Below are 14,317 nucleotides of genomic sequence, written 5' to 3'. Positions count from 1 at the left end.
TAGGGGTCGCGTAATCTGAACGTTGATGAGCCGCCCTCATCACCACATGGAAAGCGGGCGACCTGCCCTGTACAGACTGGTCACCCGCTTCGGCCTTAGAGATTCAACAGCCAGTCGATGCCATCTCGAACATAGTTCGCGATGATTCTGGCCACCGAGTTCTCCAGGACCCGTCGTAGGACGTTGCCCCTTCCTCGGCGGGGCCGTCCTTTCGGACGGCGCTCCCACTTCGCACACCCGCTCCGTGGCGACCTGAACTCCGGTGGGACAATGAACCGCGTGGAGCATGACGGCATGAATGAACCGACGAACTACGCGTCCATCGCCTTCGACGATTTCGTGAAGGCCCGGCAGGAAGCCCGCGGGGTGGCGAACCGGGTGGACACCACCGGAGCGTCCGGCGCGGAGCTCGACGCCCGCGACGCCAAGCTCATCCGCAACACCCGCATGTTCTTCATGTCGACGGTCACCGGGACCGGCTGGCCCTATGTGCAGCACAAGGGCGGGCCGTCCGGATTCGTGAAGGTCAGGACGACCGCCGGACGCTCGCAGATCATGTTCCCCGACTTCGCCGGCAACCGGCAGTTCGTCACCGCCGGCAACCTCGACCGGGACGACCGCGTGTGCCTGTTCTTCATCGACTTCGCCACCCGTTCCCGGGTGAAGGTCTTCGGTCACGCCCGCACCGTCGACGCCGAGGACGACCCGGAGCTCATCGCCGAGCTGCGTGACCTGGGAAAGCAGTTCATCAAGGGTGTCATCGAGCGCGCCGTGGTGGTGGACGTCGTCTCCTCGGACGCGAACTGCTCCAAGCAGATCATCCCGCGCTGGACCCGTGAGGAGGTCGACGAACGACTCGACCTGTACCGGGCCGACATCGCCGAGCTGAAGGACAAGGTCGCCGAGCGAGATGCCCGGATCGCCGAGCTCGAGGCGCGGTTGGGGGAGGCGCCGCACAGCTGAGGTGGGTAGTGGCTAAGTGTCCCCAAATCGGTCGCCCGACTACACTCGGGCTAGCCGAATCGGGGACACTTAGCGAATCGGGGACACTGGGCGAATCGGGGGCACTGGGCGACACCCTCCGGTAGTGTGGCGTCCAACCGCGCGGCAGGGGGCCGCCGGGGCGAGGGGCAAGGGACAAATGGGGACAGGGACAATGCACGGGGACAAGAAGATCTGGACCACCGCCGAACTGAAGGACGCAGGCTGGGGCGAGGCGAGGACCCGCCGGGCGCTCGGAGACACACTCCACCGGGTTGCGCGTGGCGTCTACACCACGACGATGGATACGGACGTCGTGCTGCGCGCGCTCGCCCTCGCCCACCCCGGGATCGTCTTCACCGGCAGGACGGCGGCGTACCTCCACTATGCACTCCCCATGGAGTGGCCTGCGACGGCGTGTCGCACGTCGCGGCGACACAACGATGACCTCATCACCATCCGCCGCCGCCGACCAGGCACGGGCCGCGCCGGCAGCGTCACCAGCGTCCGGGGTGTGGACGCCACCACCGCAGCCCAGACCGCGGTGGACCTGGACAACCCCGCCGACCAGGTCAGGGTGCTGGAACGCGGCTACTCCGGCTTCCGCGGGACGGAGAACTTCGAGAAGGACGCCGCACACCTGTCACGCACCGGCCGCAGGCGTCTCGCGGCGATCAGGTCGAAGGCGATCATCGGGACGGCGAGCAACCTGGAGACGCAGGCGGTGCAGCTGATCCGCTCGGCGCTGCGTCCTGAACTGGAGGCGGGGCTGATCACCATCGAGACGAACGCGATGGTGCGGGGATACTGCTGGGACATCATGATCCCGGAGGTGCGGCTGCTCATCGAGATCGACAGCTGGGCCTACCACGGGGAGGCGAAGGCGAAGCGGATGGATTTCGCCAGGGGCCGGTGCAAGGGGAATCAGGCCACGCGGTGGGGGTACCTGCTGCTGCGGTACCCGGATTCCGCAGTCAAACACGCGCCGCACTGGTCTCGGACGAGGTGGCGGACACGGTGCGTTTCGAGTTGCAGCATCTGCGCCGCTTCCGCAGGGAGGACGAGGCGATCCCGACCGATGCACCGATGTGGCTCTGGTTCCCGAAGGTGTGAGCGCACCCCTGTGCAGGGTCGGTCCGGCTATCTCCCGCGCGGGCGCCCGCTGTACCCTTGCCTGTGTGATGACCTGGCCTGACGCCTCACGCAGTGGCACCTCCTCCGACCCGTACTCGGCACTGGCCGACCGGGTCGCCGCCGACGTCATCGCCGGCTACTCCACCTCGTTCTCCCTGGCCACCCGTCTGCTCGCCGCTCCGGTCCGCCGCGAGATCCGCAACCTGTATGCGGTGGTACGCATCGCCGACGAGATCGTCGACGGGGCAGCGTCGGACGCCGGGGCGTCGCCGGACGAGGTGCGTGAGATTCTGGACGACTACGAGGCCCGCGTGCTCACCGCGACGGGGGACGGCGGGACGGCTGCGCCGGGGGACGGTGGGGCGACCGCGACAGGACGCACCGCTGCACCGTTCTTCACCGACCCGATCCTGCACGCCTGGGCAGGCACCGCCGCCCGCTGCGGCATCAACCCGGAGCACATGGTCGCCTTTTTCGCCTCGATGCGTGCTGACCTGGAGGTCACCGTGCACGACGCAGACAGCCTGGCGTCCTACATCCACGGCTCCGCCGAGGTCATCGGCCTGATGTGCCTCGACATCTTCCTGGCCTACGAGGACACGTCCGCCGACCGGGCCTGGCTCGCGGACGGCGCCGTCGCGCTCGGCCGGGCGTTCCAGATGGTCAACTTCCTGCGCGACCTCGGCGCCGACCAGGACGGACTCGGACGCATCTACCTGCCCGAACTCACCGACGGCCCGCTGACCGGCCCCACGCGCGACCGAATCCTCGACGACATCGAGGCCGACCTCGACACCGCCCGCGAGCGCATCGCCCACCTGCCCGGCGGGGCCCGCGACGGGGTCGCAGCCGCCGTCGCGCTCTACGCCGAACTCGCCGCTGAGATCCGCGCCAGCGACCCGGACACTCTCGACACCACCCGCATCCGCGTGTCGGGGCCACGCAAAGCACTGGTCACCGCCAAGGCCGTGGCACGGGTCAGGCGGAGGAGCTCATGAGGATCATCGTCATCGGTGCCGGTGTCGCCGGGCTCGCCACCGCCGGTCTGCTCGCCCGCGCCGGCCACCAGGTCACCCTGCTGGAATCCAATGACACCGTCGGAGGACGTGCCGGCTCACTGTCCGGTGCCCAGATCGGCGCCGACCCCGCGTTCCGCTGGGACACCGGGCCGAGCTGGTACCTGATGCCGGAGGCCTTCGACCGCTTCTACGAGCTGATGGGCACGTCCACCGCCGAGCAGCTCGACCTGGTGGACCTCGCCCCGGGCTACCGGGTGCTCTCCGGGGACAGTGACCCGGTGGACGTCCCGGTCGGTGCGGAGCAGGTCGCGGAACTCTTCGAGTCCCTGGAGCCCGGTGCCGGTAAGAAGGTCCGCCGCTACCTCGCCGAGGCCGGCGACACCTACCGCATCGCCGTCGACCGTTTCCTCTACACCACCTTCTCCTCCCCGGTGCCCTTCCTGGGCCGGGAGGTGCTCGCCCGCGCCGGACGCCTGGCCAAGCTACTCACCGTTTCGCTGCAGTCCCTGGTCAACAACCGTTTCACCGATACGCGCACCCGGCAGATCCTGTCGTACCCGGCGGTGTTCCTCTCCTCGGCGCCGGCGACGACCCCGGCGCTCTACCAGCTGATGAGCTACACCGACCTGGTGCAGGGCGTGAAGTACCCGCTCGGCGGGTTCGCCGCCGTCGTCGAGTCGCTGCGCCGGCTCGCCGTGGACAACGGCGTGGAGGTCAGGACGTCCTGCCCGGTCGCGAGAATCCGCACCGACACCGACCGCGTGAACCCGCTGCGCCGGGTGCCGGGGCTGGGACGTCTGACGTCCTGGCTGCCCGGTGCCACCGCACGGACCACCGGTGTGGTCTTGGCCGATGGCACCGAACTGGACGCCGATGCGGTGGTCAGTGCCGCTGACCTGCACCACACCGAGACCGCGATGCTGGCCCGCGGGGTGCAGACCTATCCGGAGGCGCACTGGCGGCGGATCAACCCGGGCGTCGGCGCGGTGGTGGTGATGCTCGGGGTGCGCGGCGAGTTACCGCAGTTGGCGCACCATACGCTGCTCTTCAGCGATGACTGGACGCCCGACTTCGCCGCCGTCTTCGGGGGAGGGGGCGCCTCGTCCTCTGCATCGTCCTCGGTGTACGTTTGCCGCCCCTCGGCCACCGACCCGGACGTCGCCCCCGAGGAGCACGAGAACCTGTTCATCCTGGTGCCCTGCACCGCCGACCCGACGATCACCGAACGCGACGTCGAGGCCATCGCCGATGCCACGATCGACCTGGTGGCCGAGCGGGCCGGGATCCCCGACCTGGCCGAGCGGATCTGCGCGCGTTCCACCCTGGGGCCGAAGGACTTCGCCACCGACTACAACTCCTGGCATGGCTGGGCGTTGGGTCTGGCGCACACCCTGACCCAGTCGGCGTTCATGCGTGGGACGAACCACTCCCGGGCGGTGTCGAACCTGTACTACGCAGGGTCCACGACCACTCCGGGAGTGGGGGTGCCGATGTGCCTGATCAGTGCGGAGAACGTCCTGACCGCGATAGAGGACAGGGCACGTCGCCCGGGTGGAGCGGTGAATCAGTCGAACCGGTAGACCATCACGTGGCAGCTGCCGGACGGGTCGTAGCCGCCGTTGACGGTGCTGTCGACGTAGTCCAGTTTGCGGTAGACGTGCCGGGCCCGGTCATTGCCCACGTCAACGGCCAGGGAGACCCCGGGGAAACCTTCCTCACGGGCGACGCGCAGCATTTCCTGCATCAGCGCGGTGCCGCGGCCGTGGCCGGAGACCTCGGGGTGCAACGCGATGGCCACCTCGGGGTAGTCGTCTGACACGAAGCCTGCCCCGGGTGCTTCAGAGGTGAAGGTACGCAGCCACGCGGCACCCACTGCGGTGGGGACGTCGCCAGAGTCCGCAGCAGAGTCCGGAGCGGAATCCTCCGCGGAATCATCCCCCGGGACCCGCTCGAGGATGACCCCCGGCTGCTGCGGGGTCCAGGCGTCCACGTAGGCGGCGAGTTCCTCGTCGATCCCCTCGCTCACCGGACGGGACTCGTCGCCCCACTGGTCCGTGAGGATGTACATGGCACGCAGGATGTCCCGGTCGTCGCCGGTGGCGCGGCGGTAGCGGAACTGTGGTGGCGGTGAAGCAGTCACGGCGGACCAGGCTATCAGTAGATGAAGACCTTGTCGCCCGGCTGCAGGGCGTTGAAGTAGGTGATCGCGTCCTGCTGGTTCAGACGCACACAACCAGCCGAGAGGTTGTTCAGGGTGCCCTGGTGGAAGGCGTGGCCGTTGTTGGTGAAGTACACCGCGTACGGCATCGGGGCGTTGTTGAACTCGCGGCTGACCTCGTCCTTCACCTTGTACTGGACGCTGAAGGTGCCGCGCGGGGTGTCCTGGCCGGGAGCGCCCGGGGACATCGGGACCGGGCCGTGGGAGACCGAGCCGCCACGCTGCAGCCAGGTGCGCTTGCCGTTGATGTCGACGCACACGCGGGCGTCCGCCGGGCAGGGGGTGTTACGGGTGGAGGCGGCCTGCCGTTCAGCGGCGGCACGACGCTCCGCGGCAGCCTGGCGCTCAGCGGCGGCACGGCGCTCGGCGGCGCGGGCGTCCTCACGCTGTTGGACGGCACCCGGGGCGACGAGGTCGGTCAGGTCGCGGACGCCCTGCTCGTAGGCGTCGCGGAACTGTGCGGGCACGTTGCCGGACTGCAGCAGGGCGGCATCGTGGGCGTCCAGCGCGCCGTCGCGGATGAGCTTGTCGATCTCATCCGGGGAAGGCAGCTCGATACCGGTGTTCTTGACGGTGGTGCGCAGGTCGGAAGCCTTCGCCGAGATGGCGGCGGAGGGGTCTGCGGGGGCAGCGACGGCAGGAGACGCAACGGAGGCGATTCCGGCGGTCGCGATGATGGTGGCGCCGACAGCGGCGAGTGCCTTACGAATGTTCACTCGGGCTATCCTACTCCGCGCGATAGTTGATTAGCCAGACGCACATGCCCGAATCATGTAACGGGGGGCTGCAATGGTGCAGTCACGTTTTGGGGCGCTGTGGCACCGAACAATCATCGAAGTCACAGGTATTCTGGATGTGACATCCATGCAGTCCCCGGATTTCCGGGCCAGACTAGGGAGATATGAACGTGCCTACCGCGAATCACTCCACCAGCTCCGCCGCCCCCGTCAAGGTTCTGGTCGTTGACGACGAAGCCAATATCGCCGACCTGATCAAGGCGCGTCTGGAGTTCCAGGACTTCGAGGTGCGTACCGCCGCCGACGGAGCCTCGGCCCGCGAGATCGCCAAGACGTTCCGTCCCGACGCCTTCATCCTCGACGTCATGATGCCCGGGATGGACGGCTTCACCCTGCTCGGCAAGCTGCGCGAGGACGGCCATGACGCGCCCGTGCTCTTCCTCACCGCCAAGGACGGTGTCGACGACCGCATCCACGGGCTGACCATCGGTGCGGACGACTACGTCACCAAGCCTTTTGCGCTGGAGGAGGTCATCACCCGGCTGCGGGTCATCCTGCGCCGCGTCCAGCCGGCGGGGGAAGAGGACACCTCGCTGATCTCCTACGCCGACATCACCCTCAACGACGACATGCACGAGGTCACCAAGGCCGGCAAGGTCGTCGACCTGTCGCCCACCGAGTTCAAGCTGCTGCGCTACCTGCTGATCAACTCGGAGGTCGTCGTCCCGAAGTCGAAGATCCTCGACGCGGTGTGGGAGTACGACTTCGGTGGCGACGGCAACGTCGTGGAGTCCTACGTCTCCTACCTGCGACGCAAGATCGACACCCAGGAGCCGCGGCTGATCCACACCGTGCGCGGGGTGGGCTACGTCCTGCGGCTGCCGCGTAACTGATGGCGTCCCCGTCCGACGGTAGGGCCTGGAAGATCGGCCGAGAGAAAGCGAGCCGCGAGAAGACCGCCCGGGAGAAGCCATACCCGGGAGTGTTCCTGTCGCACTACCCGCTGCGGGTGTCCCTGGTGCTGGTCATCGCGGTGCTCACCGCCCTCGGGTTGACGGTGTCCGGCACCGTGATCACCGGTATGACCCAACGCTTCCTCACCGACCGGGTGGACGAGAACCTGCTCAGCGCCCGGAGTTGGGCGATCAACGCAACGGACTCCACGTGCGACCGGCAGGACCCGCAGCGCGGCCTCTACGAGCGCCTCACCCAGCAGCAGCCGCCGTCGTACCTGTACTGGCATGTCGTCGGGGACCCGTGTGCGGAGTTGAGCCCCAACAACATCAACCAGTCGCAGCCGGACGTTTCCGCGTTGGACGAACCGACCAGCCCGGTGACGGTGCCGGCGACGTCGGAATCGGCGTCGTCGAGCCCCTGGCGTGCCGCGGCGGTGGTCAACGACGACGGTGAGGTGACCGTCTTCGCCTTGCCGATGGACGGCGAGACCAAGATCATGAACCAGATGACCACCATGCTGGTCACGGTCAGCCTGCTGATCCTCGCGGTGCTCATCGGAGCGTCGATGTTCCTGGTGCGTCGTGCGTTGCAGCCGCTGTACCAGGTGGAGCAGACCGCCGGACGCATCGCCCGCGGTCACCTGGACCAGCGTGTCCCGAACTGGTCGCCGCGCACCGAGGTCGGTCGGCTCTCGGTGGCGCTGAACCGGATGCTCGCCCAGATCCAGGGGGCGTTCATCGCGGTGAATGAGTCGGAGAAGCAGGCGCGTGAGGCCGAGTCGTCGATGCGACGCTTCATCGGGGACGCGTCCCACGAGCTGCGCACCCCGCTGACCAGCGTGCGAGGCTATGCCGACCTGTACCGTTCCGGCGCCACCGATGACCCGGACATGGTCATGGACCGGATCGCCGATGAGGCAGGACGCATGAGCCTGCTCGTCGAGGACCTGCTGACTCTGGTGCGTATGGACGAGGGGCGTCCGATGCGCGAGGACCCGGTGGACCTGCTGGAGCTGTCGCTGGCCGCGGCGGAGAACGCCCGCGCCGGGTTCCCGGGCCGGGTCGTGCGGGTGCACAACGACACCCGGTCGGTGCCGGTGACCATGGGTGACAGTGCCCGACTGCACCAGGTCGTGGGCAATCTGGTGACCAATGCGCTTCGCCACGCCGGTGACGACGCCACGGTGGACATCCGGCTGAGCCGGGTCAGCGGCGCTGGCACTGGTGACGGTGGTCCTGAGGGTGCTGGATCGGACGGTACGGGTTCGGACGGTGCCGGTGGCGGTGCTGGTGCCGACATGATCGCACTGGATGTCAGCGACGACGGTGACGGCATCTCGCCGGAGGATGTGCCGCACCTGTTCGAGCGGTTCTACCGCGCGGATGTCTCGCGTTCCCGGGCATCGGGCGGCTCGGGACTGGGCCTGTCGATCGTGCAGCGACTGATCGAGCGTCACCACGGCACGATCACCGTGGAGAGCGAGCTGGGCAAGGGGACCACCTTCCATATCCTGCTTCCGCCCTGGCCGGACGAGGGACTCGATGATGACCTCGACGACGACCTTGACGGCGACCTCGACAGTGATCCGGATGGCGACCTCACCGAGGATTACGGAGGTCAGGACGTCGACGAGGCCCCTGAGTCAGACTCCGCAAATTCCGGGTCGGCCTCCGCAGACATCGCTGGTGAAGACCCAGCGGACACTGAGGGCACCGACTCCGACTCGTCCTCCCCATCCTCAACGCAGGAGTCTCCTTCCGCACCGAAGCACTCGACACCGAAGCACTCGACACCGAAGCATTCGGCGCCGGGGGACAAGCAGCCCTGGTCGGACCGCCGTAACCCCAACACCTGGGGGCGTTGAGTCTCCGGCCCGGGTTCCACGTAGGACTCAGCCCGGCCCCGCTTCGCCCCGCTCTCGCACTCGCCTCTGACCCGACCCCGCACTGACCCGATCCTCGATCTCAGATAGGTGGGACTATCTGCTGCTCTCAGGGCCTGAGAACGGCAAATGATCCCACCTTTCCGACATGCCGGGTCGAGCACGCAGGGGTGGGGATAGGTCAGCCGGTCACCCCGGAGCCAACCGCAGCACGGACACCGGTGCGCTGGTCGACGGGCGGGGCGGCCAGAGCGTCCACCACCAACTGGCCCACGACCGGGCGGTGCGGCATGACAGCGTGGCCGAACTGGGCGTCCGGGAAGTGGTCCTGTACCTCGACGACGCGGGTCGGGCCTTGGTGGGCGGGCACACCGGACAGTTCATCGAAGGCGGTGAAGGCCACCGCCCGGCCGGCCGGCACGATCCGGTCGAAGCGGGTGATGATCTGGGTGACCGGCACACGTGATGTCGCGGTGTGTGGCAGCACCTCAGCCAGTGCCTCGGAACCGACGAGCTGGTCGGCGAAGGCAGGGCAGAGTGCCCGGTCGATGCTGCGCAGCAGCGGGGACTCCGGCGGACGGAACCACGGGCGGGCCACCCCGCGGAAATCCGCGGCCAGGCCGACGACGTGGTCGATCCGGGGTGCTGACGCCGCCTCGTTGAGGATGCCGGACGCCGCCAGCGACAGCAGCCCGCCCTGGGAGTGTCCGACCAGGTCGATGCTGCCGTAGCGGTCCGTCAGGATGCTCAGCTGGGCGATGACCTCCTCCAGCGACCAGCGGATATCGGTCGTTCCGCGGTGGCCGTAGGAGACTGAGAGGACCGGGCGTCCGGACGTCTTGATGACCGGGGCGGACTCCTCGAAATTGGCCCGGCTACCGGCGGTGCCGTGGACCAGCACGATCGGGGAGTGGTCGGACGTGCCGGACGCGCCGGACGAGGCGGGCGCAACGGACGTGCCGGGTACGTCGGACGCTCCGGCGACGCCGTAGCGTCCGGCGGTGTCGGTCATCTCCGAGTCCGCCCACGGGGCCGAGGGCGCCTGGAGTCTGCTCAGCACTCGACTGAGGATGGGCGGTTGGGATGATTGGTACATCCCATGAGTATGGCACGGCTGGGCGAGAAACCCCTAGCCCCGCCGTTGGGCGACCTGGTCGTCCCGCGATGTCGCCGCCCCGATTGCCTGCCCGGCCAACCACGCCAGCACCGGACCGATCAGCACGGTCAGCCCGACCCCGGTCCACTGCCGGGCAGTCAGGAAGCCCGGCAGATCACCGGTCAGCCACAACAGGGCAGCAGGAAGTAGGCCGGTGAGCACGCCGGCCAGCGTCCCGACCGCCGCCACGCTGACCGCCTGGGTGGCGGAGAAGCGACGCAGCGTTCCGGGCGGCGCACCCATCGCCGTGATCGTCGCCATGTCGCGGCGCGACTCGTTGGTGGCCAACAGCACGACGAGCAGCACCGTGCCCAGGGTCAGCAACCAGCTCAGGACGATCGGGGTGGCGGTGAATGCCGCGCGTGCACCGTCGACCCCGGGGGTCTCCACGTCAACGAAGTCGTGGTCCACCGGCCAGGTGCCGGAGCTGACCAGTATGGCCTGCAGTGTCGAGACATCGTGCTCCATCAGTAGCACGGTGGACTCGTAGGTGACCTCCAGGTCCAGAGACTCCGAGGTGGCTGGGGAGATGGAGATGAACGGGGATCCCAACGCACCGGCGACGGACTCGATGGCCACCGCCGGGACCTTCAGGCTGTCCATCACCTCCGGGTCCCGGATGGTGGTGTCATGGACGGAGTCCGGGCTGGTGTCCTCCGCCCACGCCGACGAGGACGCCTCGACGGAAGCCATTCCCAGCAGGTCGATGCTGACATACCCGTCGGTGATCAGGTCCGGGTCGCCGACCACGGCCTTGCCATCGGCCAGGGCCTGTTCGGCGCGGTTGACATCGTTGGTGGGGATGCGGTTGAAGGCAGCGAAGGCTGACCCATCGTGCACCGCGACGTCCTGCTGCAGGGACAGCCCGTGGGTGTAGGGGCCGAAGTTGTCCCAGTCCGGGTAGTAGTAGGCGTCCGGGTTTCGGTAGCCGTCGGGACGCTGGGCCGACGGGTACATCTGCTCGCCGTTGCGTTCCGCGCCCGTGACCGAGGAGACCGCGGTCTTCTCGCGGGCGTCAAGCTTGTCGGCGACGGTGTCGATGTCGGCGGCGTAGGTCGTCTCGTCCCCGCCGACGCTGCCGGTGACGATCGCAACGTCCTTGCCGAACTGGGTGGGTTCCGGGTCGCCGATCGGCACCGAGATCATCAACGCGGCCAGGAAAGTCACCCCGGAAACCGCGGCGACGGCGGGGATGGTCCGGTGGTGGTTGCGTTGGCCGTCGCGGACGGCCAGGCGGGCGGTGGTGGGCAGCCGACCGCCGATCCAGGACATCGCCCAGACCAACAGGCTGCCGCTTGCGATCAGACCGATGCCCAGCAGTGCGACGCCGAGCACCAGGAAGTCATATTTGATCAGGCAGCAGAACGCGCCGAGAACCAGGAAGGGGATGCCGGTCAGCATCCGCTTGCGGAAGCCGGTCATGCGTTCACTGCCTCCGTCAGCCAGCGCCTGCACCGGGTCCTCGCGTCCGGCGCGGATCGCCGGGATCAGGGCGGAGGTCACGCCGCAGACCAGGGTGACCAGGACGACCGGGATCGCGATGTCCCAGGCCCAGGTGAACTCGCCCCGGGTGATGATGCTGTTGAGGGCGGCGCCGACGCCGACCGAGCCGAGCAGCCCGAGTGCCGCGCCAGCGACGGAGACCAGCACGCCCTGGGCCAGCATGACTCGACGCAGGTCGGACGGTGCGGCACCGCCGGCACTGAGCAGTCCCATCGCATGACGCAGGCGCCGGGCGGCGACGGCGAAGACCGGGGAGATCACCGCGGAGATCAGCAGGATCATCAGCACCGCGACGCTGACCACAGTGAGTATCATCTCGGCGTTGTCGGACAGCCCTCCGTCCAGGCTCGTCCAGCGGCCATAGTCGATCGTCTGGTGGGAGCGTTCGACAGGCTCCTGGGGCCAGGCCTCGTAGCCGTCGGCGCGCAACTCCGATATCGACCCGGAGAGCGCCTGGTGGATGTCCTGGCTGATGTCCGGGTCGGCCGGGTAGTACCACTGGATGCTGCCGGTGATGTCGTCGGACGCTACGTCGGCGGCGTTGGCGGCCGAGGTTCCCCAGGCGCGGGTCACCGTTGCGGTCAGCTCGGCACCATCGACGGTGACGGTGTCGCCGGTGGAGACGTCGAGCAGGTAGGCGTCCTGCTTCGAGAGGAAGATCTCACCGGCGGGAACGACCGGATCGCCACCGTCAGCGGGGTCGGTCACGCTCATGACGCTGATCTCGCCGGACCGGTCGCCGTGGGAGGCCTCGCCGGTGTGGAACAGGCCGGGGGACAAGGCGTCCGTCTGGTCGCCGAGGATGTCACGCAGGACCGTTCCGGTCGTGTCGAGCCACTCGGAGGCGTCCCGCTCGTAGCGGGTGTCGTCGACTGCACCGTCCTCGAAGGAGGCGTCCTCGGGGGAGGCGACGTGGAAATTGACGTAGCCGGCGTTGTCCAAGGGCGCGTTGGCCTGGCCTTTGTCGTAGCTCTCGACCATGGAGAAGAATCCGACGGTCAGAGCCACCGGCAGGGCGAAGAGCAGTACACCGACGAGGGTGCGGATCTTGTGGCGGCTCAGGTCGCGACGGGCCAGGCGCATCGCCACCTGCGCGCGGCGCAGTCTGGCGGTGAGGGATGATGTTCGGGCGCTGGATCGGGAGTTTGACTGCGGAGTTGGTTCGGGTGTCGATGTCACGGGGCTCACTTCACGACCTTCCCGTCCCGCAGGTGCACGGTGCGGTCGGCCCAGGCGGCGAACCGGGGCTCGTGGGTGACCAGCAGGCCGGCGGCACCCTGGTCCACGCGGGAGCGGATCAGTGCCATCACCGACTCAGCGGTCACCGAGTCGAGGGCACCGGTGGGTTCGTCGGCGAGGATGAGGTGGCGGTCGCCGACCAGGGCGCGGGCCACGGCGACGCGCTGCTGCTGGCCGCCGGAGATTTCGGAGGGGAACCGGTCGGCGATGGACGCCAGGTCGATCTCCTCGAGGGAGGCCAGGGCGGTGGCGCGGGCGTCCTGCCGCGAGGTGCCGTTGAGCTCCAGCGACAGGGAGATGTTCTCGGCGACGGTGAGGGTGGGGATCAGGTTGTAGTGCTGGAAGACATAACCGACGTGGGTGCGGCGCACCTCGGCACGGGCCTTAGGGGTGAGGTGGGAGACATCCACCCCGCCGATCAGGACGCGCCCGTCGCTGGCGGTGTCGAGTGTGCCGGCGACGTTGAGCAGGGTGGACTTGCCGGAGCCGGACGGTCCCATCACCGCGACGAGTTCACCGGGCTCCACGGTCAGGGTGACGCGGTCGAGGGCGGTGACCACGGTCGGGCCGTCCTCATGGAAACGGCTGACCTGTTCAAGGTGCAGGGCTGCGGCTTCGGTGGACTGTTCGGTGCCGGCCAGTCGCTGCGGGGAGAGAGGGGAGGAGGAGTTCGGGCGGCTCATGAGGGCTCCTGGGTCGGGTCGGTGGGGTTCGAGGTGACGGGGGAGTCGGTCGTGGAGGGGGAGGGCGCTGTCGGTGGTGCGGCGGGGAACTGTTCGATCTGGTCGAGCCACCGGATCTGGGATTCCAGGTCGAAGATGCGTCGCTCCAGCTGCAGCCGGTCGGCAGCGGTGCTCGGCGGGATCTGGGCCTTGCGGATGGTCAGCTCGCGCAGTTCACCGAGGACGGCGAGGCGTTGCTCGTGGAGGACGTCAGTGAAGCTCAGCCCAGCTGGCAGGGAGCCGGGTGTGGTAGCTGCGGCCATGGCGGTCTTGATGACCAGATCGTCGCGGTCATTCGGTGGGGGGAGGATGGGTTCCCGCCACCAGTGGTTGAGTTCGGCCAGGCCGTCGGCGGTGGGGACGAAGACCTCGGTGTGGCGGCCTGGCTGGCGGCCGGACGGTCCGGAGCCGGGGGCGGTGCCGCTGCTGTCGGTGGTGATCTCCACGAGTCCGTCGCGCAGGAGACGTTGGACGGTCTGGTACACCTGCCCCACATTCACCGGCCAGGTGTCGTGGGTGCGCTGTTCAAAGGTGCTCTTGAGTTGGCCGACGCTGGCCGGTTGCTCGGCCAGCAGGCTGAGGAGGGCGAACTTGATGGACATGGGCTACCGGGGTTTCCGTCCGTTTCCGGGTGGCTTCGGTTCAGTGGTGTCACCCGGCTGTCAGTAGGTCTCGCGGTCGACTTACCGGGTAAGTTACCCGGTAACTTACTCGGTAAGCAGTAGGGCTGCAAGTGACTGGCGACGATCCGATTCGCCGGGCGAGTTCC

The 14,317-nt window shown here is 68.3% G+C and carries 12 protein-coding genes; 6 read left to right on the top strand and 6 right to left on the bottom strand.

Translation table 11 applies throughout. The annotated features are described in order from the left end of the window. Positions 1 to 294: 294 nt before the first annotated feature. The 4 genes from ACTXPP_RS02380 (at position 295) to crtI (ending at position 4,714) form a co-directional block, all read left to right on the top strand. Positions 295 to 963 carry a pyridoxamine 5'-phosphate oxidase family protein gene (locus tag ACTXPP_RS02380; RefSeq protein WP_443340702.1) on the top strand — a complete coding sequence of 223 codons (669 nt, stop codon included), beginning with the start codon at positions 295 to 297 and terminating at the stop codon, positions 961 to 963. A 178-nt stretch (positions 964 to 1,141) separates the two neighbouring features. Beyond that, on the top strand, positions 1,142 to 2,176 hold the full coding sequence (locus ACTXPP_RS02375) for a hypothetical protein (protein WP_443340700.1): 1,035 nt from the start codon (positions 1,142 to 1,144) through the stop codon (positions 2,174 to 2,176). Beyond that, complete coding sequence (locus ACTXPP_RS02370; protein ID WP_443340785.1) at positions 2,163 to 3,113, top strand: phytoene/squalene synthase family protein; 951 nt, start codon at positions 2,163 to 2,165, stop codon at positions 3,111 to 3,113. The genes ACTXPP_RS02375 and ACTXPP_RS02370 overlap by 14 nt, the downstream gene beginning before the upstream one ends. Then, positions 3,110 to 4,714: a phytoene desaturase family protein gene (crtI, locus tag ACTXPP_RS02365; protein WP_443340698.1), complete on the top strand. Its 1,605-nt coding sequence runs from the start codon at positions 3,110 to 3,112 to the stop codon at positions 4,712 to 4,714. Before ACTXPP_RS02370 ends, crtI begins: the two co-directional genes overlap by 4 nt. Here crtI and ACTXPP_RS02360 read toward each other — a convergent pair. Together ACTXPP_RS02360 and ACTXPP_RS02355 are read right to left on the bottom strand one after the other, a co-directional pair. Continuing rightward, complete coding sequence (locus tag ACTXPP_RS02360) at positions 4,699 to 5,274, bottom strand: GNAT family N-acetyltransferase (RefSeq protein ID WP_443340696.1); 576 nt, start codon at positions 5,272 to 5,274, stop codon at positions 4,699 to 4,701. The two genes, crtI and ACTXPP_RS02360, sit on opposite strands and share 16 nt — an antisense overlap. A 14-nt stretch (positions 5,275 to 5,288) precedes the next feature. Next, positions 5,289 to 6,068, bottom strand: a complete 780-nt coding sequence (locus ACTXPP_RS02355; protein WP_301497456.1) for a L,D-transpeptidase — start codon at positions 6,066 to 6,068, stop codon at positions 5,289 to 5,291. Between the two features lie 185 nt (positions 6,069 to 6,253). On the opposite strand from ACTXPP_RS02355, the gene ACTXPP_RS02350 reads away from it, so the two are divergent. Together ACTXPP_RS02350 and ACTXPP_RS02345 are read left to right on the top strand one after the other, a co-directional pair. After that, positions 6,254 to 6,982 (top strand): response regulator transcription factor, encoded by a 729-nt coding sequence (locus ACTXPP_RS02350; RefSeq protein WP_443340694.1) that lies wholly within the window; start codon positions 6,254 to 6,256, stop codon positions 6,980 to 6,982. Further along, a complete protein-coding gene (locus ACTXPP_RS02345) occupies positions 6,982 to 8,910 on the top strand; it encodes a sensor histidine kinase (protein WP_443340692.1) in 1,929 nt (642 codons plus the stop codon). The genes ACTXPP_RS02350 and ACTXPP_RS02345 overlap by 1 nt, the downstream gene beginning before the upstream one ends. Positions 8,911 to 9,109: 199 nt before the next feature. Here ACTXPP_RS02345 and ACTXPP_RS02340 read toward each other — a convergent pair whose 3' ends face one another. The 4 genes from ACTXPP_RS02340 to ACTXPP_RS02325 form a co-directional block, all read right to left on the bottom strand. After that, positions 9,110 to 9,988: an alpha/beta hydrolase gene (locus ACTXPP_RS02340; protein ID WP_301497449.1), complete on the bottom strand. Its 879-nt coding sequence runs from the start codon at positions 9,986 to 9,988 to the stop codon at positions 9,110 to 9,112. Between the two features lie 69 nt (positions 9,989 to 10,057). Further along, positions 10,058 to 12,766: an ABC transporter permease gene (locus tag ACTXPP_RS02335; RefSeq protein WP_443340690.1), complete on the bottom strand. Its 2,709-nt coding sequence runs from the start codon at positions 12,764 to 12,766 to the stop codon at positions 10,058 to 10,060. Between the two features lie 5 nt (positions 12,767 to 12,771). Further along, positions 12,772 to 13,509 (bottom strand): ABC transporter ATP-binding protein, encoded by a 738-nt coding sequence (locus tag ACTXPP_RS02330; RefSeq protein ID WP_301499017.1) that lies wholly within the window; start codon positions 13,507 to 13,509, stop codon positions 12,772 to 12,774. Continuing rightward, positions 13,506 to 14,150 (bottom strand): PadR family transcriptional regulator, encoded by a 645-nt coding sequence (locus tag ACTXPP_RS02325; protein WP_443340688.1) that lies wholly within the window; start codon positions 14,148 to 14,150, stop codon positions 13,506 to 13,508. Before ACTXPP_RS02325 ends, ACTXPP_RS02330 begins: the two co-directional genes overlap by 4 nt. Between the last annotated feature and the right edge of the window lie 167 nt (positions 14,151 to 14,317).

Source organism: Candidatus Corynebacterium faecigallinarum (assembly GCF_052264515.1).
Lineage (GTDB): Bacteria > Actinomycetota > Actinomycetes > Mycobacteriales > Mycobacteriaceae > Corynebacterium > Corynebacterium faecigallinarum.
Note: the sequence above shows the minus strand (reverse complement) of the source record. Positions and strands in the feature narration are given on the sequence as shown.